The 24,747-nt window shown below is 67.6% G+C and carries 23 protein-coding genes; 12 read left to right on the forward strand and 11 right to left on the reverse strand.

Annotation, left to right across the window (positions count from 1 at the left end; all coding sequences use genetic code 11):
* Window positions 1-53 precede the first annotated feature (53 nt).
* Window positions 54-2,897, reverse strand: a complete 2,844-nt coding sequence (locus tag MUH00_RS03725; RefSeq protein ID WP_247002425.1) for a valine--tRNA ligase — start codon at window positions 2,895-2,897, stop codon at window positions 54-56.
* A gap of 273 nt (window positions 2,898-3,170) precedes the next feature.
* Between MUH00_RS03725 and MUH00_RS03730 the strand changes: the two genes are divergently transcribed.
* Window positions 3,171-3,416, forward strand: coding sequence for a hypothetical protein (locus MUH00_RS03730; protein ID WP_247002426.1), 246 nt, complete (start codon window positions 3,171-3,173; stop codon window positions 3,414-3,416).
* A 32-nt stretch (window positions 3,417-3,448) separates the two neighbouring features.
* Here the strand turns inward: MUH00_RS03730 and MUH00_RS03735 are convergent, their stop codons facing one another.
* Window positions 3,449-4,102: a DUF8102 family protein gene (locus tag MUH00_RS03735; protein ID WP_247002427.1), complete on the reverse strand. Its 654-nt coding sequence runs from the start codon at window positions 4,100-4,102 to the stop codon at window positions 3,449-3,451.
* Window positions 4,103-4,245: 143 nt separating this feature from the next.
* On the opposite strand from MUH00_RS03735, the gene MUH00_RS03740 reads away from it, so the two are divergent.
* The gene (locus MUH00_RS03740) at window positions 4,246-6,864 is read left to right on the forward strand and encodes an efflux RND transporter permease subunit (RefSeq protein ID WP_247002428.1); all 2,619 of its coding nucleotides are present in this window, start codon (window positions 4,246-4,248) and stop codon (window positions 6,862-6,864) included.
* Window positions 6,865-6,930: 66 nt separating this feature from the next.
* Window positions 6,931-7,518, forward strand: a complete 588-nt coding sequence (locus MUH00_RS03745) for an NADPH-dependent F420 reductase (protein ID WP_247002429.1) — start codon at window positions 6,931-6,933, stop codon at window positions 7,516-7,518.
* A 10-nt stretch (window positions 7,519-7,528) separates the two neighbouring features.
* On the opposite strand, the gene MUH00_RS03750 is transcribed toward MUH00_RS03745, so the two are convergent.
* From MUH00_RS03750 to MUH00_RS03760, 3 genes are all read right to left on the reverse strand, one after another.
* On the reverse strand, window positions 7,529-8,419 hold the full coding sequence (locus MUH00_RS03750) for an HFX_2341 family transcriptional regulator (protein ID WP_247002430.1): 891 nt from the start codon (window positions 8,417-8,419) through the stop codon (window positions 7,529-7,531).
* 116 nt (window positions 8,420-8,535) lie between these two features.
* On the reverse strand, window positions 8,536-11,052 hold the full coding sequence (locus tag MUH00_RS03755) for a bacterio-opsin activator domain-containing protein (protein ID WP_247002431.1): 2,517 nt from the start codon (window positions 11,050-11,052) through the stop codon (window positions 8,536-8,538).
* Between the two features lie 105 nt (window positions 11,053-11,157).
* A complete protein-coding gene (locus tag MUH00_RS03760) occupies window positions 11,158-11,781 on the reverse strand; it encodes a DUF6517 family protein (RefSeq protein ID WP_247002432.1) in 624 nt (207 codons plus the stop codon).
* A 155-nt stretch (window positions 11,782-11,936) separates the two neighbouring features.
* Here MUH00_RS03760 and MUH00_RS03765 point away from each other — a divergent pair, with 155 nt between their 5' ends.
* Complete coding sequence (locus tag MUH00_RS03765; protein ID WP_247002433.1) at window positions 11,937-12,110, forward strand: hypothetical protein; 174 nt, start codon at window positions 11,937-11,939, stop codon at window positions 12,108-12,110.
* An 18-nt stretch (window positions 12,111-12,128) separates the two neighbouring features.
* Here MUH00_RS03765 and MUH00_RS03770 read toward each other — a convergent pair whose 3' ends face one another.
* Both MUH00_RS03770 and MUH00_RS03775 read right to left on the reverse strand, forming a co-directional pair.
* Window positions 12,129-13,598 carry a sodium:solute symporter family protein gene (locus tag MUH00_RS03770; RefSeq protein WP_247002434.1) on the reverse strand — a complete coding sequence of 490 codons (1,470 nt, stop codon included), beginning with the start codon at window positions 13,596-13,598 and terminating at the stop codon, window positions 12,129-12,131.
* Entirely contained in the window at window positions 13,595-13,864 is a 270-nt protein-coding gene (locus MUH00_RS03775) for a DUF3311 domain-containing protein (RefSeq protein WP_247002435.1), read from the reverse strand. The genes MUH00_RS03770 and MUH00_RS03775 overlap by 4 nt, the downstream gene beginning before the upstream one ends.
* Window positions 13,865-14,056: 192 nt before the next feature.
* Between MUH00_RS03775 and MUH00_RS03780 the strand changes: the two genes are divergently transcribed.
* The 3 genes from MUH00_RS03780 (at window position 14,057) to MUH00_RS03790 (ending at window position 16,826) form a co-directional block, all read left to right on the forward strand.
* A complete protein-coding gene (locus MUH00_RS03780; RefSeq protein ID WP_247002436.1) occupies window positions 14,057-15,001 on the forward strand; it encodes an ArsR/SmtB family transcription factor in 945 nt (314 codons plus the stop codon).
* A 120-nt stretch (window positions 15,002-15,121) separates the two neighbouring features.
* Window positions 15,122-16,522, forward strand: coding sequence for a DNA primase DnaG (gene dnaG / locus MUH00_RS03785; RefSeq protein WP_247002437.1), 1,401 nt, complete (start codon window positions 15,122-15,124; stop codon window positions 16,520-16,522).
* 145 nt (window positions 16,523-16,667) lie between these two features.
* Window positions 16,668-16,826 carry a hypothetical protein gene (locus MUH00_RS03790; RefSeq protein WP_247002438.1) on the forward strand — a complete coding sequence of 53 codons (159 nt, stop codon included), beginning with the start codon at window positions 16,668-16,670 and terminating at the stop codon, window positions 16,824-16,826.
* 172 nt (window positions 16,827-16,998) lie between these two features.
* Here MUH00_RS03790 and MUH00_RS03795 read toward each other — a convergent pair whose 3' ends face one another.
* Window positions 16,999-18,330 (reverse strand): DUF92 domain-containing protein, encoded by a 1,332-nt coding sequence (locus tag MUH00_RS03795; protein ID WP_247002439.1) that lies wholly within the window; start codon window positions 18,328-18,330, stop codon window positions 16,999-17,001.
* 207 nt (window positions 18,331-18,537) lie between these two features.
* On the opposite strand from MUH00_RS03795, the gene MUH00_RS03800 reads away from it, so the two are divergent.
* Window positions 18,538-19,143, forward strand: coding sequence for an undecaprenyl diphosphate synthase family protein (locus MUH00_RS03800; protein ID WP_247002440.1), 606 nt, complete (start codon window positions 18,538-18,540; stop codon window positions 19,141-19,143).
* 24 nt (window positions 19,144-19,167) lie between these two features.
* On the opposite strand, the gene MUH00_RS03805 is transcribed toward MUH00_RS03800, so the two are convergent.
* From MUH00_RS03805 to uppS, 3 genes are all read right to left on the reverse strand, one after another.
* On the reverse strand, window positions 19,168-19,524 hold the full coding sequence (locus MUH00_RS03805; protein ID WP_247002441.1) for a hypothetical protein: 357 nt from the start codon (window positions 19,522-19,524) through the stop codon (window positions 19,168-19,170).
* 80 nt (window positions 19,525-19,604) lie between these two features.
* Window positions 19,605-19,823, reverse strand: a complete 219-nt coding sequence (locus tag MUH00_RS03810; RefSeq protein ID WP_247002442.1) for a hypothetical protein — start codon at window positions 19,821-19,823, stop codon at window positions 19,605-19,607.
* 81 nt (window positions 19,824-19,904) lie between these two features.
* Window positions 19,905-20,837 (reverse strand): polyprenyl diphosphate synthase, encoded by a 933-nt coding sequence (uppS, locus tag MUH00_RS03815; protein ID WP_247002443.1) that lies wholly within the window; start codon window positions 20,835-20,837, stop codon window positions 19,905-19,907.
* Between the two features lie 165 nt (window positions 20,838-21,002).
* Between uppS and MUH00_RS03820 the strand changes: the two genes are divergently transcribed.
* The 4 genes from MUH00_RS03820 (at window position 21,003) to hemA (ending at window position 24,668) form a co-directional block, all read left to right on the forward strand.
* The gene (locus MUH00_RS03820) at window positions 21,003-21,407 is read left to right on the forward strand and encodes a DUF5778 family protein (RefSeq protein ID WP_247002444.1); all 405 of its coding nucleotides are present in this window, start codon (window positions 21,003-21,005) and stop codon (window positions 21,405-21,407) included.
* Window positions 21,408-21,518: 111 nt separating this feature from the next.
* A complete protein-coding gene (gene ahbB / locus MUH00_RS03825; protein WP_247002445.1) occupies window positions 21,519-22,598 on the forward strand; it encodes a siroheme decarboxylase subunit beta in 1,080 nt (359 codons plus the stop codon).
* Window positions 22,599-22,635: 37 nt separating this feature from the next.
* Complete coding sequence (locus tag MUH00_RS03830; protein WP_247002446.1) at window positions 22,636-23,292, forward strand: precorrin-2 dehydrogenase/sirohydrochlorin ferrochelatase family protein; 657 nt, start codon at window positions 22,636-22,638, stop codon at window positions 23,290-23,292.
* A complete protein-coding gene (hemA, locus tag MUH00_RS03835; protein WP_247002447.1) occupies window positions 23,289-24,668 on the forward strand; it encodes a glutamyl-tRNA reductase in 1,380 nt (459 codons plus the stop codon). Before MUH00_RS03830 ends, hemA begins: the two co-directional genes overlap by 4 nt.
* Window positions 24,669-24,747: the final 79 nt, after the last annotated feature.

The raw sequence follows: 24,747 nt of genomic DNA on the forward strand, positions 1-24,747 counted from the left end.
TTTGAGCTAGCGGTTCGCCGTCGTCGGCCAGGTCCGTCGGTTCGGGCCGACGCTCACTCGAGGATGACGACCGCCGACTCGGTTTCGAGCATCTCGCCGTCGCCCGAGTAAGTCCGCTCGAGTTCGATCTCGAACAGGTCGTCTTCCAGTTCCTCGTCGGCGACGCGGAGGACGCCGGCCTCCGTATCGAGTTCGTACTCGCCGGCGTCGATCGCGGCGTCGATCTCGCCGACCTTCGCGCCGTACTTCGGCCCGAGGGTCGCGTAGTCGAGGTCGATCGAGGCGATCTCGGTCGCGATCTCGGGTTCTTCCTCGAGCACCGTCAGCTCCCGGACGTGCATCACGTTCTGGATGGCGTCCTCGAAGCCTTCGATCGGCCCGTAGACCGAGACGGATTCGAGGTCGGCGTTCAGCGGCAGCTGGTTCTCGCTCTTGTACCGGCGGAGCGCGGAGATGACCTCCATCGCGGTTTCGCCGGCTTCGAGGTCCGCCTCGTACCCCTGGGACTCGGGCCAGTCGCGGGTGTGGATGCTGGTCTCGTCCAGCCCCTCGCCGTCTCGCGCCTCGCTTCCCGCGTAGACGGCCTGCCAGATCTCCTCCGCGATGTGGGGCAGGAACGGCGCCCACAGTTCGAGGAACGTCCGGTGGGCCGTCCGCAGCGCGTACTGCGTCGAGGGGTTGTCTTCCCGGCCCTTCGCGATCTCCAAGTAGTCGTCGCAGAAGGTGTTCCAGAAGAACGTCCGCAGCCGATCGCGGGCCTTGGCGAACTCGTAGGCCTCGAAGTGCGCGGTGAGGTCCGCGATCGCGTCGTCGAGTTCCGCGAGGAGCCAGCGATCGATCGCCTCCAGGTCGTCGGGTTCGTCGGGGTCGCGCGGCGCGAGGGAGTCGACGAGCTTCGAGGCGTTCCAGAGCTTTCGCAGGAGCTTCTCGCCCGCCGTGAGGTCCTTCTCCTGGTACGGGAAGTCGTCGCCGACGGCGGCACTCGCGGCCCAGAACCGGACGGCGTCGACGGGATACTCGGACAGCACCTCGTCGGGGGCGACGATGTTGCCCTTGGACTTGGACATCTTCTCGCGGTTTTCGTCCAAGACGTGGCCGTTGATCATCGTCGCGTCGAACGGCACCTCGCCGGTGTGCTCGTAACACTTGACGATCGTGTGGAACAGCCAGAACGAGATGATGTCGTGGCCCTGCGGTCGGAGGTCGAACGGGTAGAGTTCGGGGCTGTCCATCGTGAGCTCCTCCGCGTCCTCGTCCCAGTCCCAGCCGGCGTTGATCAGGGGCGTCAGCGAGGAGGTGGCCCAGGTGTCGAAGACGTCCTCCTCCGCGACGAAGTCGTCGGACCCGCACTGGGGACAGCTATCGACCGGCGGCTCGTCGGAAAGCGGATCGACGGGAAGATCCTCGCGGTCGGCCAGGATCTCGCGGTCGCAGTCCGCGCAGTACCAGACCGGGAACGGGATGCCCGAGTCGCGCTGGCGCGAGATGAGCCAGTCCCACTCCAGGCCCTCGATCCAGTGCCGATAGCGAGTGAACATCTTCTCGGGGTACCAGTCCATCTCGCGGCCGGCTTCGAGGTACTCCTCTTTGTGGTCGAGCAGTTCGACGTACCACTGCTTGGAGACGCGGAACTCGACGGGCGTCTCGCAGCGCTCGTGGACCTGCACGGTGTGGGAGATGTCCCGCCGATCGCGCAGGGAGCCCTCGTCGTCCAGGTCCTCGACGATCGCCTCGCGGGCCGCCTCCGTGGAGAGCCCTTCGTACTCGCCGGCGAGGTCGGTCATCGTCGCGGACTCGTCGATCGCCACCCGGAGCGGCAGGTCGTGGGCCTGGTACCACTCGATGTCCTTCTGGTCGCCGAAGGTACAGCACATGACGATGCCGCTGCCTTTCTCCATGTCGACGCGCTCGTCGGCGATGATGGGGACCTCCTGGCCGAAGATGGGAACGCGAGCCGTCTCGCCGACGAGATCCTGATTCTCGTCGTCGTCGGGGTGGACGAAGACGGAAACGCAGGCCGGCAGTAGTTCCGGCCGCGTCGTGGAGATGACGAACTCCTCGCGCGGCGCGTCTCGCGGCTCCGCCGCTTGACTGTCCGAGGCGCTCTGCGCCTCGCTCTCCTCTCCGACTAACTCGAAGGCGATGTCGTTGAAGTGCGAGCCGCGCTCGTCGTCTTCCATCTCGACCTGCGAGATCGCCGTCTCGCACTCGGGACACCAGATCGCCGGCGCCTTCTTGCGGTACTCGCGCCCCTTCTCGTAGAGGTCGAGGAAGGATAGCTGCGAGATGCGCTGGACGCGCGGCTCGATCGTCTTGTAGGTGTTGTTCCAGTCGATCGAGGTGCCGAGCGCCTGCATCTTCTCCGTGAACTCGGCCTCGTACTCCCGACAGACCTCGCGGCAGAGTTCCTGGAACTCGCGGCGCTCGTAGTCCTGGTGGCGGATGTCGAGTTCGTCCTCGGTCAGCCGCTCGCTCGCGATCCCGTTGTCGTCGTAGCCGAAGGGGAACAGCACCTCCCCGTCGTGCATGCGCTGGAACCGCGCGGCGAAGTCCTGCAGCGTCGAGCCGTAGAGGTGGCCCATGTGCAGGCTCCCCGACACCGTCGGCGGCGGGGTGTCGATCGCGTAGACGGTGTTTGGGTCCCGTTCGGGATCGCCGTCGTAGGCGTAGACGTCCTCGTCGACCCAGCGCGACTGCCATCGCGATTCGACGGTCTCGGGCTCGTAGCTTCCCTCGAGCGTCGGCTTGCCGTCGGCCTCGTCTTCCTGCTCGGGGGCGTCCATGCTCATGCTCTCACCGCCCGTCGCGGGCGTCGTCGATTCGTCGTCGTCGCGTGGGTGGTACTGTGGTCCATCGGTGATACCGGTCGTTGCTCGGTGAATGCTGGTCGCCGACAATACATCCGTCGAAACGGGGTGGGAAGTGCGGGGCTATGGGGCCCCTACCAAAACGGTGTCGCGCGGGCCGGCGAACGCGTCGGCCGCGACGGCGTCGGACATACACGTGTATACTTCGGCGATCGGTGTTAGGTGTTTCGTCGTCGACGCGGTCGCCGTCGAAACCGATCGCCGACGCCGAATCACAAGCACGATCGCGTCCCCGTCGAGTTCTCGTCACCGATTGTGACGCGGACTGAAAAGTTATGTGTCTGTCACGAGAACGGACGAACGATGCCCCCCGCTGACGGAGTCCACGGATTTTTTGACGTCCAAGCTGCGTTCTACGCCTACGTCGCGCTCGCGATCGGAATCACGATCGGGCTGTGGTGGTTCGGCGTCCCCACGAACTTGACGGTCCTCGCGTTTCTCGCGGTTGGGCCGTACTGCTCGTCCCGTTCTGGCCGTTGTTCGTGGACCGCCACCCGGAACACGACGGTTGAGACGGCCGCTGCCGCGAAGACGACACCGCCGCCGTAACCCTCCGGAGTCATCCGTTCCCGTTCGACTCGTCACTCCGCCGGCGACGCGTCCGCCAAGCAGATGACGGCCCGCGAGTCGTTGATCCGTCGGAGTTCCCCGTCGAGGTAGGTCGTCAACCGGTCGAGAATCCCGCCGTCGGCGTCGTGTTCGTCCGCCCCGACGATCGTGATCCGATCGCATGCCGACACGTCGTAGTCGCCCTGCATGAGGACGGAGAACAGTTCGCGCGGCGTAACCGGCTCGCCGGCGTCCAGTCGGGCCGCGACCCCTTCGAGCGACGACTCGATCGCCGTCTCCACTTCGAAGGTGACGTCGACGGAGACGGTCTCGTCTCGATCGGCCGCGGCGAAGTACTCCTCGGATCCCCTGACCGCGGGTTCGAGGACGTCCTCGAACCCGATGCCGTACGCCTCGGCGCCGAGGTAGACGAACGCAACCGTCGCCCGGAGCCCGTCGAGGAACGCCTCGTCGGTCGTCGCTCGCTCGAACACCTGCCGTCGATCCTTCTCGGACAGCGTGTGCAACAGCAGGTCGAAATCCAGTATCGCCGCGCGGACCCGCCGTCGAATTCGCGCCTCGGCGTTTCGCCGCGACTGCTCGTGTCCGAACTCCCGCTCGCCGAGCAGGTACTCCCGATCGGCCGCGCTCAACATCCCTCGTTCGCGATCGATATCCGTGTTCATAATCGATATTGGATTATATTCAATCAAATTCCATCCAAACGGTTATCAATTCCCCGGTCACAGACGCAGCCGATGCGTACGGAGCCGGCACGAACGGGAGGGAGGGAAGAGATCGCGCGGCTCGGATCGGCGAGGGGCGTCGAATGAACGGCGGAGTCGCCGCACGATTCGCGGCCGCGATCGTCGACAACAGTCGACTCGTCGTCGTACTCGTCGTCCTGCTGACGGCGGTGGTCGCCGCCGGAGCGGCGATCGGCGACCCCGAGGACGGAGGTATCGGCCGGTTCGACGTCGATTCCGAGGAGACGCGCGCACGGGAAGAGATCGAATCGACTTACGGTACCGACGACGCGATCGTCGCCCAGATCGTCGTCCGCGACGAGGGCGGCGACGTCCTGGCCCGCGAGTCGCTGCTCGAGGGACTCCGACTTCAGCGGGACGTTCGGGAAGACGACGACCTGAACGCGACGCTCGACGAGCGGGGGATCGTCGGCCTCGAGAACGCCGTCGCCACCGCCGCGGTCTTCGAGGATCGACGGGCCGCAGCGAACGGGCCGCCCGACGCGAGCGAACCGACGCTCGACGAACAGATTACGGCCCTCGAATCGCGATCGGACGAGGAGGTAGAGGCGTTGCTCGCCGACGTACTCGATCCCGACGCCGACGGGGCGCGCGGACAGCCCGGACCGGGCGCTGTCGGGGGCGACCCCTACGAGTTCCTGCCGATCGATTACGAACCCGGCTCGACGACCGCCGACGCTCGCATCGCGTTCGTCTTCCAAACAGACGATAGCGGGCCCGACGAGGACCCCGAGGCGGCGTACGAAGCGCAGGTCGCGATCGCCGATCGCGTCGACGATCGGTTCGACGACGCGTTCGTCTTCGGGCAGGGGATCGTCGACGAGGCGTCGGCCAGCGCCGTCGGCGACAGCTTCGCGATCATCACGCCGGTCGCGCTCGCGTTCGTCCTCGTCGCTCTCGGGACGGCCTACCGCGACGTCGTCGACGTCCTCGTGAGCATCGTCGGCATCGCCGTCGTCATGGCCTGGCTCGCCGGCGTCCAGGGCTGGCTCGAGATCCCCTCGAGCCAGCTGCTGATCGCCGTCCCGTTCCTGTTGATCGGGCTGAGCATCGACTACTCGCTGCACGTGATCATGCGCTCTCGGGAGGCGCGAGCGGGCGCCCTGAAGCGCGATTCCGGCGACGACGACCGACGCGGCGTTCGGGCGGGCGTTCGCGTCGGTCTCGCCGGCGTCCTCCTCGCGCTGGCGGCCGCGACGTTCTCGACCGGGATCGGCTTCCTTTCGAACGTCGTCAGCCCGCTGCCGGCGATCCGCGACTTCGCGATCCTGTGTGCGGCCGGAATCCTCGCGACGCTCGTCTCCTTCGCCGTCTTCGTCCCGGCGCTGAAGGTCGAGGTGGATTCGCTCCTCGAGGGCCGGTTCGGGATCGATCGCCGAAAGCGCCCGTTCGGCACGGGACCGGGTCCCGTCAACCGGGCGCTGTCGAGCGGCGCGTTCCTCGCGCGACGGGCGCCGATCGCGGTCGTGATCGTCGCGCTCGTCCTCGCGGCCGGCGGCGCCTACGGCGCGGCGGGGATCGACACGGAGTTCAACCAGTCTGACTTCCTGCCGCGGGACGCTCCCGACTGGGCCAAGTCCCTCCCCGGTCCGCTCGCGACGGGCACGTACACGATCAGCGACGACGCCGAGTACCTCGGCGAGAACTTCCAGGAGCGCGGCGAGGGGAGCCGAACGCAGGTGCTGATACGCGAGGGCGCGACCGATCCCGCGACGCTCGCGGCCGTCGACGATGCCGCGACTGACCTCGACCCCGAATCGACGGAGGCGGTCGTCGTCCGATCGGACGGTCGACCGGCGATCGAGAGCCCGGTAACGGTGCTCCGCGAGGTGGCGAGCGAGAACGAGTCGGTCGCCGCGGCGCTCGACGAGCGCGACGCGGACGGCGACGGACTGCCGGACGAGGACCTCGGCGGGCTCTACGACGTCCTGTACGAGGCGGACGCCGACGCCGCGTCGTCCGTCCTCCACCGGACCGGCGACGGCGCCGATCGCGAGTACGAGTCGGCTCGACTCCTCGTGAGCGTTCGCGGTGACGCGGCCGCACAGGACGCGGCCGCGGACACCCGGTCGATCGCGGCCGCGATCGAGTCGGGATCGAGCGGCGCGGCGACTGCGGTCGCGACCGGCGGTCCGGTGACGACCGCCGTGGTCCAGGACGCCCTGCTCGAGACGCTCGTCCGGGCGTTCGCGCTCACGCTCGTGGTCATCCTCGCGTTTCTCACGGTTCTCTACTGGGTGCGCTACCGGTCGCTCTCGCTCGGCGTCGTCACGCTCGCGCCGGTCGTCGCCGCGCTCGCGTGGCTGCTCGGACTCATGGCGGTGCTCGACCTGCCGTTCAACAGCGAGACGGCCGTCATCACCAGCCTCGCGATCGGACTGGGGGTCGACTACAGCATCCACGTCGGCGAGCGATTCGTCGAGGAGCGACGAGCGGGTGAGAGCGGATCGATCGAGGACGCGCTCGCGGCGACGGTCACCGGCACCGGCGGGGCGCTTCTCGGAAGCGCGCTGACGAGCGCCGCCGGGTTCGGCGTCCTCGCCCTCGCGCTGTCTCCGCCGATCCGACGGTTCGGGCTCGTGACGGGGCTCAGCATCGTCTTCGCGTTCGTCGCCTGCCTAACCGTGTTGCCCTGCCTGCTCGTCCTGCGGGAGCGGCTGCTCGGGCGGGGTGCGGCGTAGCGTGGTCCGGCGCAGACAGGGGTCGGCCGGCTGTGGTTTTATCGCGCCGCAGGTGGGAGGGCGCGTATGGAGATCGGCATCCTCGGCACCGGAAACGTCGGCAGCGCGCTCGCGCGGGGATTTGACGCGGCCGGACACGACGTCGTCCTCGGGTCGCGCACGCCCGACGAGACGGCGATCGACGGGTTACGGGTCGTCGACCAGCGGGCGGCCGCCGAGCACGGCGACGCGGTCGTGCTCGCGCTGCCGTCGGACGCGATCGACGACGTCGCGGCCGACCTCTCGGACGCGCTGGCCGACAAACCGACGATCGACACCGCCAACGAGTACCCGACCGCGTCCGACGGTCCGTCGATCGCCGAACGGGTCGCCGAGGCCGCACCCGACGCGAAGGTCGTCAAGGCGTTCAACACGATCGGAGCGAACCTGATGACCGATCCCGTCGTCGACGGCGAGCGGGCGACGATGTTTCTCGCCGGCGACGACGCGATCGCCTGCGAGCAGGTCGACGCGCTTGCGACTGACCTCGGATTCGACGTCGTCCCCGCCGGTGCCCTGGCCCGCGCCGAACTCCTCGAGGACCTCGCCCGGCTCTGGATCCACTGCAGCGGCGAGTACGGTCGCGACATCGCGTTCCGACTGCTCCGGGAGTGAGCGGCGGCGATCAGTTGTCCGAGTGGGACCGCACCCAGAGTTCGCCGATCCGCGAGAGCCGCGTCCGGTAGGACTTCCCGTGCTCCTCGCGCTCGATGTACCCCTTGCCGCCGGGGCCGAGCCGATCGACGTTGTAGATCACCTTCGAGCGGAAGCTGTCGGTGTACTCCTCGTTGAGTTCGCGGGCCAGCGACTCGGCGAGTTCGGAGACGGAGTCGAACTCGCCGTCCTCGCCCAGCTTGAAGAGGATGAGTTCCTCGAACGGCTTGACGTTCGAGAAGGAGGTGACGGGGAGTTCGACGATGTGGCTGCCGTCGATCTCCTTCGCGCCGATCGTCGTCCCGCGCTCGTCGAACTCCGAGAGCAGTTTCCGGGCGCTCTCGAGCCGATCGGCGATCCGGTCGTCCTCGACGGAGTCGGTCTCCCGGAGGTCATCGAGCAGCGCGCGCTGTTCGCGCAGTTCCTCGGCGAGTTCCGTCTCCAGGTACTTCTCCGGGGCGGTGTAGTAGGTGTGGATGTGTTCGCGCTCGTCCTCCCGTTCGACCATCAGGGAGTTGGCGGCCGTCGCGAAGGCGAAGCTGACGGTTCGGGGCATCGCGGCGACGTTGACCCAGACCTCGTTGCCGTCGTCGAGTTCCGCGGTGATCAGGTTGTACGCCTGTTCGAACGCCTCGTCGTAGTCGTAGACGTCCTCGAGGACGAACCGCTCGGTCTCCGCGCCGAGCAGGTTCTGGAAGTCGGTCTCGAGTTTACCCGAGAGTCGACGCGAGTACTCGACGTTGGCCTCGCTGCCGACGGCTCCTTCCAACAGGATGACCCTGTCGACATCGAGTTGATCGCGGACCAGCGGCGCGATCAACCGGTCGTAGTCGAATCCGACCGGGACGATGTGGGTTTGCATAGGCTATCCTTCGTCGGAGCGGTTATATATTCCCTCAAGTAGCGTCGCGTCCGATCCGTCCCGCCGATCGTCGCGGCGGTATCGGTCCGCGACGACCGGGTCGACGTCCGGCGGCCTCAATCGTCGGGTGGGCCGCCGTGTAGCGTGTCCGGCCCGTTGACGATCGTCTCGATCAGTTTCTGCTGTGCCGTCCGGAGGTGTTCGTGGAACGTCGCCGGCGAGATGCCGAGCGCCGCTGCGATCTCCTCGCCGGAACTGTCGCGGGGCCACTCGAAGAAGCCGGCGTAGTAGGCCGTCTCCAGCGCCGTCTGCTGGCGATCGGTGAGCTTGCGAGCCAGGTGCGACTGGAGTTGCCCGATCGACTCGTTCACGGGCGTGATCTGCCGCCGGGCGATGATCTGGACGCTGGGATAGATCTCCTTGATCGCGTCCGTGACGGCCCTGACGTCGGTATCCTGGGAGAAGTGCAGCGTCGTGATGTAGTCCCCGTCGTGGATCGCCGCCGACTCGACGTAGCCGCCGTGGGACTCGACGACCGAGAACAGCGGCGGCGACGCGATCGTGAGTTCGAACCGGACCTCGTCACCCGCGCGATCGAGCACCGTGATCGCGTCCCAGTGTGGAACGCACTCGACGAGCTCCTCGATGTCCGGCAGCGTCTCCGCGGCCGTGGTTCCGTACTCCAGGTACCGGTCGTCGCCGATCCGGATGACCCGATCCAGCCAGACCGACTGGCCGTCCATGTCGGGGCCGTCGAAAATCGAGACGGCGTCGTCGATGACGAGTTCGAGTTCGATCACCGTCTCGCCGAGCAGGACCTGCGTGCGCTCGAGCCCGGCGATCGCGTGGCCCAGAATTTCGCCCAGCTGGCCGATGGCCGCCCGCTCTTCGTCGGTGAACGCGTACTCGCGTTCGCTCGTGATTCCCAGGACGCCGTAGAGGGCGCCGTCGTGTGTGACCGGCACCGCGGCGGCGGATCGGTAGCCGTGTTCGCGCGCGTCCTCGTGCCACGGCTCGAAGTCGGGATCGGCGAACACGTCGTTCGACACCTGGATCTCCTGCGTTCGGACCGCGCGGCCGAGCGGCCCCTGCCCCGCGGGCGCGTCGGCGTCGATCGAAAGCGGAATCGACTCGAGGTAGCCGTCGATGCCCGCCTCGGCGCGGTGGAACACCGTTCCCTCCGACGGATCGACGGCGGCGACGAAGGCGAACAGGTAGGACGGGGCGTCGGCGAGCGACTCGCAGGTGACCCGTTCGAGTTCCTCCCTCGTCGATCCGGTCACGATCGCGTCGTTGAGATCGCGAGCGACGCCGTAGACGTGATCCAGCGCCGTCAGGCGTTCTCGCTGACGCTCGAGTTGCCGTTCGCGATTGCGCGCCTCGGTAGTGTCCCGGAGGACGGAGACGTGAACGCCCGGAAGGACGTCGGCCACGGCGTTACAGTCGACGATTCGTTCGCTGCCGTCGGGGCGGATCAGCGAGAACGAACCGCGGTACCGGCCGTCGGCGACGAACGAGTCCCACGCGGACTCGACGTCGTGGCTATCGTGGACGAATTCCGTGAGCGATCGGCCGCGCAACGCCGTCCTATCGATCCCGAGCAGCTCGCAGGCGGCCGGGTTGGCCGCGACGATCTCGTTTTCGTCCCCGAAGAGAATGGCGTCGTGGACGTCCTCGAAGATCGACCGCAGGAGCCGGTTCTCCTTCTCGCGCTCGGTTCGCTCGGTGATCTCGCGGACGCAGCCCGTGAGGCCCGTTTCGGAGGGAAAGATGCGCGCCTCGAGCCACGCGTCGGCCGGCGGATGGTACGTTTCGACGGTGAGCCGGCGCTGGCGGTTGAGGGCGCGCTCGTGGGCGGCGGAGAACAACGGCGGTTCGAACGCGCGTCGATCGAAGTCCCCGTCGCGGGGATCGCCGAGCAGGGCGCGAGCCCGGTCGTTGACGTACGCGTACTCCAGGTCGGCGTCGAGGACGTAGAACCCGTCCGCGATGCGATCGACCGCCTCCGAGAGGACCGGCGACCGATCGTCGCGGTCCGCGAGTACCGCCGCGCTATCGCCGGCGCTCGCGGTCGTCGCACCGTCACCGCGGGTTGACTCGGCGTTCGCGGCCCGTTCGTCGGCGCGCGGATCGCCGCGGTCGGCGGCCCCCGTCTCTTGAACGCCGGTCGCGTCAGGCGTTTCGAGCGCGTCGGTTCGAACCGTCGCGACGATTCGACCGTCGCTTTCGTCGACCCGTTCCTGGCGCTGTAACCGATGTGTACACGGGATCGTCTCGCCGTCGGCGCTTCGGACGGGGGCGTCGATCGTGACGACTACCCGGTTGCGCCGCCCGTGCGAGCGGTCGCGATCGGCGGACGCACCGGTCGCGCTCCGCTCGGCGGGCGCCTCCACGAGCGCCTCGGCGGTTTCGACGGCCGCGTCGGACAGGACGATCGACGCGTGCGCTCCGAGCAGCGTCTCGCTGTCGTAGCCGGTGAGTTCGACGAAGGGATCACTGACGGCGACAAACCGGAAATCGGCGTCGAGTTCGTACGATCCGTTGCCGCCGGTCGGCAGCCGATTCCGGGGCGAACGGTTCGTCGTTCGATCCCCGACAGTATCGGAGTCGAACCAGTACCAGTGCCCTGTCATTAGCTGGCCAATTAGTTCAGTATCGATAAGCGTGTCGGGTAATACGTCGTTTCCGCGCCGGAAGCGCCGCGGTACCGACGGTCCCGCGCCGGTCGATTCGCGACGTTACGACCCGTCGTCGTCGCCGAAATCGAGCGAGCGAACCAGGGCGGCGATCGCTTCGCGATCCCGATCCGGGTCGATCGGTGGGACCGTCGACAGCGATGATGCGACCGCGTCCGGGAGTCCGAGCGGAACCGTTCCGCCGGCCAGTCCGTACGCCGCGTCGGTCGGCCAGACGGCGACGTGGGTTTCCGCGGCGATCCGATCGGGACCGTTCGCGGCTACCGCCGGCGCGAGGGGGTAGGAGACGTCGAGGACGTACCACCGCCCCTCGGCACCGGATTCCGCCTCGAACGCCCGTTCCGTCCGCGTCCCGTCGACCGCGATCCCGTCGTCCACGAGGACCTCGACGAGCTGCCGGCGAGCCTTCGGCGCGGCCGTCGAGAGCGCGCCGGCGGGCGAGATACCGATCGATCGCAACGGCGGGGAGAACGAGAGGTCGACGGCGAACAGCGAGCGAACCGGCACCTCGCTCGCGCCGAGTTCGGCGACGGCCGGCCCGGTCTCGACGGGTTCGTACAGCGTCGTCTCGGCGGTGATCGACGCGAGCAGGACGGTCGTCGTGCTGGTCCGCGTCCCGACCGGTCGCCACGTCTCGGCGAGCGACTCCGGCAGCGCGATCGTCATCGCCGAGGGGTACGCGACTCGCCCTTTTCGGCGTGGCGATTCGCGGGTCGTTCCGACCGGTGAGGTCACGAAACGGAACCGGTTTGTCTGACGACAGGTATCTTTCCGCCATGGGGTACGCTGTACCGACGATAGAATCGGGCGCAGGTGTCTCGATGCTGTATCTTTCGCGGACGTTCGCGGCGTCGACGATCGAATTTAGCGACTGGTTGGTCGCCGCGGGCGTCTTTCTACTTGGCCTGTGTCTCCTCTTTCACGGCGCGTTTAGCGGGATCGAAGCCGCCGTCGCCGCCGGAACGGAACGGTCCGGCGCGAACGCGGAACGGTAGCCGGATAGGGGACGGCGATCAATCCGCGCGCAGCCCGTCGAAGTAGATCGCCCGACGCTCGTCGGCCGCGGGAACGGTGACGAGCGAGACGGCGACGGTGACGACGAGGCCGATCCCCATGCCGACGAGGCCGGCCGTCCAGCCGGCGTAGGTGGTCGGAATCGCGGCGACGAAGAGACTCGAGAGGTAGAACGCCTGACTGACCACGATTCCGGCGGTGATTCCGATCCGCGTCGTCCGCCGCCAGTAGAGCGCGACCAGCACGGGCAGGGCGAGCTGGGCGAACCCGCTGAAGGCCGCGTCGCCGAGTTCGAACAGGGTCGCGGGCGTCCGGAGGCTGGCGAGGAACGCGGCGGTCGCGAAGCCGACGACGCCGACGCGGGCGAGCAGGTCCTCCCGGCGATCGCTGAGGCCCCGATCGACGAACGGCCGGTAGAGGTCGCGGGTGAAGTACGACGAGCCCGAGAGCAGCATCGAATCCGACGAGGACATCATCGCGGCCATCGCGCCGGCGATGACCAGCGCGGCGAACCAGACTGGGGTGTACTCGGCGAGGACGACGGGCAGGACGTTCCCGCCTTCCGGCACCGTCACGTCGAGGCCGCGCGCCCAGGCGCCGAGCATGAATGCGGGAACGAACAGCAACACGCAGAGGACGGGCCAGAGCGCGAACGATCGCTTCAGCACCGTCTTCGAGCCGGCGACGAAGAACCGCTGGTTCACCTGCGGGAACATCGCGACGCCGAAGCCGATCACGATCGCCGTCGAGAGCATCCACTGCGGGGTGTAGAAGTCGCCACCGAGCGCGAGATGGCCGGCCGCTTCGCCCTCGAGCGCCGACGCGGCGGCGCCGGGGCCGCCCACCGCGGCCAGGATCCAGGCCGCCGCGAGCCACGTCGTCACGAGCATGAACGCGCCCTGGAGGGTGTCGGTCCAGGCGATCCCGCGCATGCCGGCGACGACGACGTAGAGGATCATGAACGCCGTGATCAGCCCGGCGCCGACGGCGTAGGGAACCGCGCCGTCGGTCAGCGCCTGGAGCGCGGTGCCGGCGCCGACCTGCTGGAGCATCACGTAGGGGAAGAGCCAGAGGAGACTGATGCCGGCCACGAGCCCGCGGAGCCGTCGCGACGCGAACCGATCGCCGAGCATCTCCCCGAGCGTGACGTAGCCGTACTGCCGTCCGAGCAGCCACTGCTTGTAGCCGATCACGTACCAGAGGATCGCGAAGATGATTCCGTCCATCATCCCCATCACGAGGATCCACTCGGGGCCTTGGTGGTAGGCGATGTTCGGCCCGGCGAAGAACGTGAAGGCGGAGAGCAGCGTCGCGAACGTCGTGAACAGGAGGACGATCGTCCCGAGCGTTCGACTCGCGAGGTAGAAGTCCTCGGCGTTTCGTTCAGTTACCCGGTAGGCGACGAGCCCGATCGCGAGCGCCAGCAGGAGGTAGCCGACGATGATCCCGAGTTGGAGTTCGACAGTCACGGCGACTCACCTCCTGCCGCATCCGGCGTCCCCCCCGGTGACGAATCGCTTGCCCCTGCGTTGTCGGTCTCGATTCCGATCCCCCACGATCGTCGGGCGAACGTCCAAAAGACCAGCGACGCCAGCAGCATCCAGCCGACGTGCCACCAGAGCCACAACGGCAGCCCGGCGATCACCGTTGCGTCCGCCCAGAGGAACCACGGAATCGCGAGTCCGCAGAGAACGAGTCCGATCGCGATCCACCCCCGCAGTTGCAGTCGTCGCATATCGGTGGTCGGCGTCGACGGCGGTAAGGTGTTTCCGTTCGCCGGTCGACGGCGTTCGTCGCGGCCGATCGAACGCGGCGACTCGTTACAAGGGGATTACCCGCCCAGTTCCAGAAATCGGTAAGGTGAAATCGCGCTTTCACCGAGGAAAAGGAGTATAAGTGTCGGACAACGAATGAGAATCTAGCGAGTATGGCCCGTCTCTTTCCCTTCCGGTCCGAACCCTCGACGGCGGACCGCCACCCCCGCGTGGTCGACCTCGAGGGCGAGGACGCCGACGCCGTCTTCGGGGCCCTTTCGTCGACGACCGCCCGACGGATCTACGCACGCCTCGACGAGGAACCCGCCACTCCGAGCGACGTCGCCGACGCGATCGACTCGTCTATTCAGAACGTTCGCTACCACTTAGAGAACCTCGAGGACGCGGGGCTCGTCGAGGTCGTCGACACGTGGTACTCCTCTCGCGGGAACGAGATGAGCGTCTACGCGACGGCTGACGGGCCGTTGATCGTCACGAGCGACGAGTCGACGGCCTCGCAGCTCAAGACGGCGCTGTCGCGGCTGATCGGCGGCATCGGCGCGCTCGCGGGCGGCAGCTTGCTCGTCCAGTACGGACTCACGCGGCAGTTCGGGTTCGGCTCGTCGATCCCCGGCGGAACCGAAGACAGCGCCCAGGAGGGGGCGGGACCGGACGAGCGTGGCGGCGACGACAGCAACTTCTCCGGCGACAGCGCGGAGGTAACGAAAGAAGAAACCGATGACGCTGAGGACGGTGCCGGCGATGCGTCCACGGAGACCGTCAACGACGAGGAGGATTCAGGTGCGGACGGTGCTGACGGTAACGATGCGGCGGACGGTGCCGGCGCGGAAGCCGACGACGTCCCGGCTGCGGACGATTCCGGTAGCGCCGACGATGGAGGCTCGTTCGATTCCGATGCGGACTACCTCAACGGAAGCGGCGGGAACGAGACCGATCCGAACGGAACCGTCGACCAGCTGACCGACGGCGGTGCCGAAGCGATCGACACGGCATTCGGATCGATTCCGCCCGGAATGCTCTTCTTCCTCGGCGGACTCGTCGTGTTGCTGGCCGTCGCGATCTACTGGTACTGGTTCGCGTACCGACCGCAGTACTGATCGACGGACCGCGTCACGATTCTTCCGAAGGTCAACAGCTATTTGCCCCTCACGGTCCACATTCGATGTAAAGCGGTCTCCGGACAGCGTACGTCCGCCCCTTCCGGGGACAGATCTCCAATGGAAGACACATCGAAATACCTCATCCACGCTGACGTTACCGCCGACGGGGTCGTCGAGCGGAGCGACGTCGTCGGGGCGATCTTCGGGCAAACCGAAGGGTTGCTCGGCGACGAACTCGATCTCCGCGACCTCCGGCAATCCCAGAAAGTCGGCCGCATCGACGTCGAAATCACGAGCACGCAAGGACAGTCACACGGCACGGTCACGATCGCGACGAGCCTCGACAAGGTCGAGACGGCGACGCTAGCCGCCTCCCTCGAGACGATCACCCGCGTCGGCCCCTGTCGAGCGGACCTCGACGTGACCGAGATCGAAGACGTTCGCGCGGCGAAACGAAAGGAAGTCGTCGAGCGCGCGAAGGAACTCCTTCGCACGGGCTTCGACGACAGCGTGATGTCCTCCGAGGAGATCCTCGCGGAGGTCCGCCAACACGTCCGCGTCGAGGACATCACCGAGTACGAGGGGCTTCCCGCTGGCCCGCGGGTCACCGACAGCGACGCCATCATCATCGTCGAGGGCCGATCGGACGTCCTCACCATGCTCACCTACGGCATTAAGAACGCGATCGCCGTCGAAGGGACGAACGTCCCCGACGCGGTGGCCGAACTCACGCACCACCGGACGGTCACGGCCTTTCTGGACGGCGATCGCGGCGGCGACCTGATCCTCGAGGAGCTCTCGCAGGTCGGCGACATCGATTACGTGGCGTTCGCCCCCGCCGGCGAGTCCGTCGAGGAACTCGACCACCACGAGGTGTTCGCCGCGCTCCGAAACAAGGTTCCCTACGACGCCGTGTCGGGACTGAACGAACCCCGCGAGGCGGTCGCCGCGACCGACGGCAGCGCGACGCCGGCCCCACCGGTCGACGACGCCGCCACCTCGTCCTCGGCATCGATCGAGTCCGAGAACGAGGTCGAGTACGAACGCCCGGGTCGCCCCTCCACGGCGGGGTCAAAGACGGCCGCGAGCGGGACGCAGGCGGAGTCGGCGACCGAGACGGACGACCGGTCGCCATCCGCGACGCCCGGTGCCGACGCCGAGGGAGCCGACGAGACCGACCTCGAGTCGTCGACGGCGGCCGCCGAGCCGGAGACGATCTACGAGCACGCGACCGCGGTGATCCGCGGGGACACCGACGCGGTCCGCTTTCTCGACGCGGATGCCGAGATACTCGAGGAGGCGCCCGCGAGCGACGCCTACGACGAACTCGAATCGATCGAACCGGCGCCGACGACGGTGCTTCTCGACGAGATTCTCGAACAGCGACTGCTCGATCTGGCCGCCGATCGGGGCGTCGATCGGATCGTCGCTCGATCGCTCGGCCAGTTCACCAAACGGCCGACGGGCGTTCAGGTCCACGCGATCGACGACGTCGCCGAGACGCCGCCGGACGGGTGATCGAGGGCGACCGAGTGAACGTTCGCGCGCGTACGGCTCCCGGGGCCGACACCTGTCATCACGAGTCGTGCGAACCGTGTTCACGCGACGATCGAGACTCGGTTTCGAGCGATTGATACGCCGGCGCGCCCGAGTTCGACGCGAGATGTCACCTCCTCCCGAATTCGCCCTCTTCTTGCTCGGCGTCTGGGTGCTCGCGACGTTCGCGGTGACGAACCAGACCGGCTACGACCAGTGGCGCGCGGCCCGATCCGACGACGCCGCGGAGACCGTCGACGACGCCGACGGTGCCGACGCTCGGTAGTCCGACCGATCCGCCTCGACGACCGCCGCGTCGGCCATCGACGACTGATCGCCGGAACCCCTCGATCAGCCGACGGACGTCTCGATCAGCCGACGGACGTCTCGATCGGCCGATCGACGTGCGCGACGCTCGACTCAGTCTCAGGTTCGATCGTCGCGGTGCGACGGCGGAGTCATCCGAGGAACGCGAACGAGAGAATCAGTAGGGCACAGACCAGCGCGCCCGACAGCGTCGCCAGGAAGTTCACGCCCTGGTTGCCAAGCAGCGGCCCCTCGAGGGTCGCACCGAGGAGGCTGTCGACGGTCATGCCGACGAAGCCCGCCGCGACGATGACGGCGCCGCCCAGGACGCCGACCTCGGGGAAGAGCCAGTAGGAGATGCCGGCGACGACCGCCGCCCCCGCGACGCCGGCGATCTCGCCCTGCCAGGTGACCCCGCCGTCGGTCCCGGGCTCGACCGGTTCGAACGTCGTGATCAGCCGCGGCGTCTCGAAGACGCTGCCGATCTCGCTCGAGAGCGTGTCGCTCATCGCCGTCGCGACCGAGCCCGTGAAGGCGAAGAGGAACAGCCTGGGATCGAGGTCGGCCGGCAGGATCGCCGCGGAACTGGCGGCGTAGCCCAGGACGGCGGCGAGGGCGACGGCGGCGTTGCCGAGGACGTTTCCGCTGCCGCGGGCCCCGTTGTTGTCCTCGGCGACGCCGAGGGCTTCCTTCTGTTCGTAGCGGAACTTCGTCGAGAGCCCGCCGATCGCGAAAAAGGAGATGAGCACGACGAACCAGCCGTAGCCGCCGAGGACGATCGTCAACAGCCCGAGTAGGATTCCGGTGAGCATCCCCGCGATCGAGGCCGTTTCGAGGGCGTAGGACGTGTATCCCAGCGCGACGGTGACCGCGAGGGCGAGGAGGATCTCGGCCGAACCGAGGACGGGTTGGAGTTCCGCGAGCAGCCACAGCAACAATCCGACCGAAAGCATGACCACGGGATCGTCGTAGAGCCAGAGCACGTCGCGAAGCAGGGCCGCAAGCAGCGCGCCGCTGGCCGCGAGAAACAACAGCGTGGGGAGCGCCGATCGGACGGCACCGCCCTGGAGGGCGATCGTGAGGGCCTGTCCGGCGACGGCGCCGGCGGTCGCTCCCAGACAGAAGCCGGCTACCCGGACGACGTCGTCGTCCGTCCGTCCGCGGACGAGTTGTTCCGTCAGGTTACCGTATCCGATCAGGAGGACGGTGCCCGCGAAGACCGCGATCGACATCGACGACTGCGTCGCGATGACGCCGAGGGTGATCCCCGCCAGGACGAACGTGATTAGCCCGTAGAGGCGGCTGTCCTCGTAGTCGCCCGGGTAGGCGAGCAGATCGAAGAGCGGACCATCGGTGACGACGAACGCCCCCAGTAACACGACCGCAGCGAGCGACGCCGCGGCCCGCGGCCCGACGAGCGGAACGACGAGCGAGAGCGTACAAAGGATCGCGAAGACGCCGGCTCGCCGAACGGGTGCTGTCACGATATCCGATCCTTTCTGTGGCGATCACTTTAACCTTCTTGAACCCGCATCGAGTCGGTTTTCGCCGACTTCAGCGCCTCTGACACGTGTCGCTGATCGGTCACCGGTCCGATGAATCGTCGCGGTATCGGGCGGATACCGGCCGTGACAGGGCGGGAGCGTCGGCGAACCCAAAACCCGTATGGTCTTCGACGGAAAATCCCGACTGTGGGCCTGTACGAACGTTATCTCGCCTCCCGAATCCGTCGCCACGAGATCGACCCGCCGGAGCACGTCGCGCTGGTCATCACCGAGCGCGACCTCCTCGAACGGGGCGCCTACGAGACGCTGGTCGAGTTCTTCGACTGGGCGTTCGAGTACGCCTCGCGCGTGACCGTCTACGTAAGCGTCCTCGACGCCGACGCGGTGCCGCCGTTGCGACGCGAACTCGAGTCGATCGACGCGCCGCGGGAGGTGGCGGTTCGCGGACCCGACGACAGCGCGCCGGCCGACGCCCCGATTCAGATCGGGATCGGACTCGGGGGCAAACACGAGTTCACGAGCGCCGTCCGAACCCTCGCGGAGAGCGTCGACGCCGGCGACCTCGACCCCGACGCGATCGACGACGAACACGTCGAGCGACACCTCGTCTTCCCCTCGGAGCCGGATCTGGTGATCAAGACCGGTGCCGAGCGGCTCTCGGATTTCATGATCTGGCAGTCGGTGTACTCGGAACTGTACTTCACCGACGTCAACTGGCGGGACTTCCGCAAACGCGACTTCCTGCGCGCGGTCCGCGAGTTCTGCAACCGATCGCGGCGGTTCGGGCGGTAGCCGTCCCTCGCCCGGCCTGCGGGATCAGCGACCCCACCGATCGCGGTCGTCGTCCTGACGATCCCGAGTAACTCCCCAGCGATCGCGATCCTCATCGCGTCGATCGGCGGCCCCCCGGCGATCGCTCGTCCCGCGGTCTCCGCGCCCCCTCTCGTCCGCGCCCTCGTCGAGGGCTACGTCGTCGTAAATATCGATGTGGTGGACCGCACCGGGCGAGAGCAATCGGTTTCCCTCGAGTTCGAGCCAACCGTTCGGATGCACCAGGATCGGCCCTTCGTAGAGCACGTCGTCCGCGTCGGCGCCGTCGTAGATCACGACGTCCTCGTAGGCGAGCGTCGATCGACTGGACCGTCCGTGGGGGAGGAATCCGTTGATGCCCATATCGACACTACCGCGTCATCGACTAATTACGTTGGGTCGAGACACACCGGATCGCGCGTTTGCAGTACCGATCCGATCGGTCACCCGTTCATCGACGGCTCGACGTACGCGAGAAACGTCGCGAGGACGCCGACGACGACGAGCAGGAATCCGATGCCGATCGCGAGAAACTCCGCTGGCATCGTCTGTTCGGACGCCGACGCCGGCTGTCGAACGACGCCGTTCGCCGCGAGTCCGAGTAAGACGGCGACGCCGAGTCCCGTCGTGCCGACGCCGGACGCCAGCAGGCGACTGTCCATACCGAGCCTTCGCCGCGGTCCGGATTGTGAGTTTCGGTCGGCGCGGCCCGATCGGCGGCCGCGATCGGTCCGCGGCCGCGATCAGTCGGCGGTCTTCGTCCCCGACTCGATCGCGTCGAGTTCCGCGTCGTCGGGACGTTCGGCCGTCGGCAGCGAGTCGCGGAACCGATCGACGATCGATCGCGCCTCGGCGAGTTCGGTGTCGCTCATCGCCCCGAGGAGAGCGAGCGCGCGGCGGGCGCGGGTCCGCCGCCACGACTCCTCGCGGGACTCGTAGGTGCGGATGCCCCGCAGAAAGTCGGTCTTCGAGAACTCCGGCCAGTAGGGTGTACAGAAGAAGACGGCCGCCTCGTTGCCGTTGGCGTGCCACGGCAGGAAGTTCGAGGTTCGTTCCTCGCCGCCGGGTCGAATAATCAGGTCGACGTCGCGTACCGGCTGGTCGTGCAGCCGTCGTTCGATCGCCTCGACGTCGATCGCGTCGGGGTCGAGGTCGCCGGCGTCGACCTCAGCTGCGACCCCGCGGGCGGCTTCGAGCAGCCGCGAGCGGCCGCCGTAGGCGAGCGCGATGTTGAGCACGAACTGATCGTAGTCGCGGGTGCGCCGTTCGGCGTACTCGACGGCGTCCTGCACCCGTTCGGGAAGCATCTCGATCTCGCCGATCGCGCGGATGCCGACTTCGTTCTCGTGGACGCGGTCCGCGTCCGCGAACTCGTGGAGCTTCTCACAGAGGAGGTCGAACAGCGCCTCGTTTTGCTCGGGCGGGCGGTCGAAGTTCTCCGTCGAGAAGGTGTACAGCGTCAGCTCCTCGACGCCCACGTCCTGACACCACTCGAGAACGCGTTCGGTCGTTTCGGCGCCCGCGCGATGGCCCTCGTGAGCATCGTCCCCCTTGCGACGGGCGTACCGACGGTTGCCGTCCTGGATCACCGCGACGTGTGTCGGCGCGCCGGAAATCTCTCTGGCGAGCAATCGCTCGTAAACAGCGTCGACGCGCCCGCGAAGCCACCGCCTCATCGATCGATGTAACGTCTCCGATGACTATGTGTCTTGTGTGTTACTTCGCCACAGTGATAGCGCTGGCCGCGCCGACACCGCCGGCCGAGAACGTCGTTAGCCGTCGCGCGACGGCCCGGGTCGGAATCGTGACGGCTATCCGTTCGGCGGTGCTCGAGTCGATCAATGGCAGACGTACTCGACAACGATCTCTACCAGCGGACGAAAGCCCTGCTCGAACCCGGCGACGTCGACCTCAACGGCGCGATCGTCCACACCGAGTACGGCGGACAGGAGGACGTCCGGATGATGCAGGCGACGATCGACGTCGGCGATATCATCGCCGAACACGCCGGGCACGATCCGACGGACTGCTACGTCTACTCGGGCAACGACGATCCCGACTTCTCGTCGAACCAGCACCAGGGGCTGACCTTAGACGGCGAGGAGTTCGTCTGGGAGTGTCAACAGCTCCTGCGCAACGGCACGTTCGACATCGTCATCTACTACGAGGCCAGCGCCGATCACGAGGCGATCCTCGAGGACGTTCGGGAGCTGGGATTCGACGTAACCGGCGTTGAAGGCGACTGATCGGCACTCGACGCTTCGACTCGGTTTTCCGCGCTCTCGATCGGTCTGCGGTTTTCTCGTTCCGATCGGCGTCCCGGTTCGTTTATGGCGCGTGCCTGCCGACTACCGGGTATGAGTACGGACGTCGACCTCGCGGACCGCGAGCGGGCGGTCGTCAACGCCTTTCAGGGCGGGTTCCCCGTCGTCGAACGGCCGTTCGAACCCGCCGCGTCCGCGATGCGCGATCGCGGGGTCGACATCGACGCGACGGAGCTGCTCGAGACGATCCGCGAGCTGGACGATCGGGGCGTCCTCTCGCGGTTCGGCCCGCTCGTGAACGCCCAGGAGATCGGCGGCGCGGCGACGCTGGTCGCGATGCACGCGCCCGACGATCGGTTCGACGAGATCGTCGACGCGGTGAACGCCCGCCGCGAGGTGGCGCACAACTACGAGCGCGAACACCCGTACCTGAACGTCTGGTTCGTCGTGAGCGTTCCAGCGGAGGACCGCGTCGAGGCGGTGCTCGACGCGATCGAGGACGAAACCGGCCAGGAGACGTACAACCTTCCGAAACGACGGGAGTTCCGCGTCGAGGCGAAGTTCTACGTCGACGGCCCGCTCGACGGCTCCGACGGGGAGCCCGCGGGGATCGACCTCTCGAATCTCGGGCCCGACGCGGCGCCCACCGACGGCGCGACGCTGTCGCCGGCCGAGCGCGACCTCGTCCTCGAAATTCAGGACGGCTTGCCGCTATCCGAGACGCCCTACGCGGACGTCGCCGACGCGATCGGTCGGACGCCCGAGCGTGTGCGCGAGACGATCAAACGATTCGAACGCGAGGGGAAGATCCGCCGAATCGGCGTCGTGCCAAACCACTACGCGCTCGGCTACACGGAAAACGGGATGACGGTCTGGAACGTGCCCGACGACCTCGTCGGCGAGGTCGGCTCCGAAGTCGCCGCGCTGCCCTTCGTCACGCACTGCTACGAGCGGCCGCGCCACGAGGGCGTCTGGCCGTACAACTTCTTCGCGATGACCCACGGCCGCAGCGAGGCGGAGAGCCGGCGTCGGATCGCGCAGGTCCGCGAGACGATGGCCGACCACTGGGACGTGACCGACGACGACTGGGACTCGCTGTTCTCGACGAAGATATTGAAGAAGACTGGCATCCGATTAGCCGAGCGCGCCGACGCCAATACCGTATCGGAATGACAGCTAGCGATCGATCACGGAGGGACGAGAACACCGGATGATTCCGCTCTTTCACGACTTCTCCGGCGCGAGGGTGCTCGTCTTCGGCGGCGGCCCCGTCGGCGCCCGCAAGGCGCGGCGGTTCGCCCGCGAAGCCGACGTGCTCGTGGTCAGCCCCGCCTTCGCCGATCGGGACTTCGGCGGGTCGGAGCGGATCCGGGCCGCGCCGGAGCCGGCGGACGTGCCGGGGTGGATCGATCGCGTCGACCCGGCGCTTGTCGTCGCCGCGACCGACGACGCGGCGATCAACGAGGCCGTCGCGAGCGCGACCCGGGAGCGCGGGATCCTCGTCAACCGAGCGGACGAGTCCGGCGGGCGAGCGCCGGGGAGCGTCGTCGTCCCGGCGACCGTCCGCGAGGATCCGGTCGTCGTGGCGATCGCGACCGGCGGAACGGCGCCCGCGCTGAGCAAGTACCTTCGGCGGGAACTCGAAGAAACGCTTTCGGGTGCCGGCGAAATGGCCGAGCTCTGCTCGCGACTTCGAGCCGAACTCAAAGCGCGCGACGTGCCGCCGGCGCGCCGGCGCGAGATCGTCACCGATGTCGTCAATTCTCCGGCCGTTTGGACAGCTTTACGTACCGGTGTTCCAAATTATCCCCAAGTGATCGAGGACGTGCTCGGGGAGGAGCCGGCTACCGGGGGTGACCGCTCGTGACGCAGTTCGGGGTCGTCATGGCCGCCTGCGTGACTCACGAGAGCGGCAGCGTTGACGATCTCGCCGCCGCTAGTCCTGACAGCCAGTACGAGGGTGTCGACGACCTGCTGTCGATTCCGAACGTCGAGGAGGCGTTCGTCCTCTCGACGTGCAACCGGGTCGAAGCGTACGTCGTCGCCACGGACGAGGGGATCGGCCGCGCGGCGCTCGAGGAGTTCTTCGCGCCGGTCGACGACGGTGCAGTCGTCCACACCGACCACGACGAGAGCCTGCGGCACCTCCTTCGGGTCGCGACGGGGCTCGAATCGGTCGTCCTCGGCGAGGACCAGATCATCGGCCAGGTCCGAACGGCGTACGAGGACGCCCGCAGCGCCGGCGGTATCGGATCGATGCTCGAACCGGCGGTGACGAAGGCGATCCACGTGGGCGAACGCGCTCGCACCGAGACCGCGATCAACGAGGGCGTCGTCTCGCTCGGATCGGCCGCGACGAAACTCGTCGCCGAAGATGTTCCGTTGGCGGATGCGACGTCGCTGGTCGTCGGCGCCGGCGATATGGGCCGGCTCGCCGCCCGCAGCCTCGCCGACGCCGGCGTCGGCGAGCTCGTCGTCGCGAACCGGACCGTCGCCCACGCCGAACACGTCGTGGACGAACTCGACGCGGACGCCGCCGCGGCGCCGCTCGAGGCGCTGGGGCGGATCGCTCACGAGGCCGACGTCGTCATCGCGGCGACCGGAAGCGACGATCCCGTCCTGGAGCCGGCGCACTTCGCGGCCGACGATCGCAACGACGGCGACGGCGACAGTACCGACGACGGAACGCCTGGACGGGTGATCGTCGATCTGGGACAGCCGCGCGACGTCGAGCCGGCGACGGCCGCCCTCCCGACGGTGACCGTCTACGATCTCGACGACCTCGAGTCGATCACCGAAGCGACCCGCGCCCAGCGTGCGGACGCGGCGCGCGACGTCGAGTCGATGATCGATCGCGAGTTCGATCGCCTCTGCGATCAGTACAAGCGATCGCGCGCGGACGAGGTGATCGCCGCGATGTACGAGTCCGCCGAGCGGATCAAAGAGCGCGAACTCGCGCGTGCGGTGTCGGAACTCGAGGGCGAACGCGGGAGCGGCCTCTCTGACGAGCAACGTCACGTCGTCGAGGCGATGGCCGACTCGCTCGTCAGTCAGCTTCTCGCACCGCCGACGAAGAGCCTCCGGGAGGCCGCCGCCGAGGACGACTGGCGGACGATCCACACCGCGCTCCAGCTGTTCGATCCCGCGTTCGGCGACGACGGCTCGACGCCGCCGGCGTCGATCGCCAGAGCTATCGGCGCCGACGGGTACGACGCGCCGATCGGCGCGACCGACGACGACTGACGCGCCACCGCATCGTCGAGGGGCGTCGAGCGGCAATCGAACCGGGTTCTGTCGCCCGATTATCTCCCGAGCACAATCA

It is taken from the genome of Halosolutus gelatinilyticus, from assembly GCF_023028105.1.
Taxonomy (GTDB): Archaea; Halobacteriota; Halobacteria; order Halobacteriales; family Natrialbaceae; genus Halosolutus; species Halosolutus gelatinilyticus.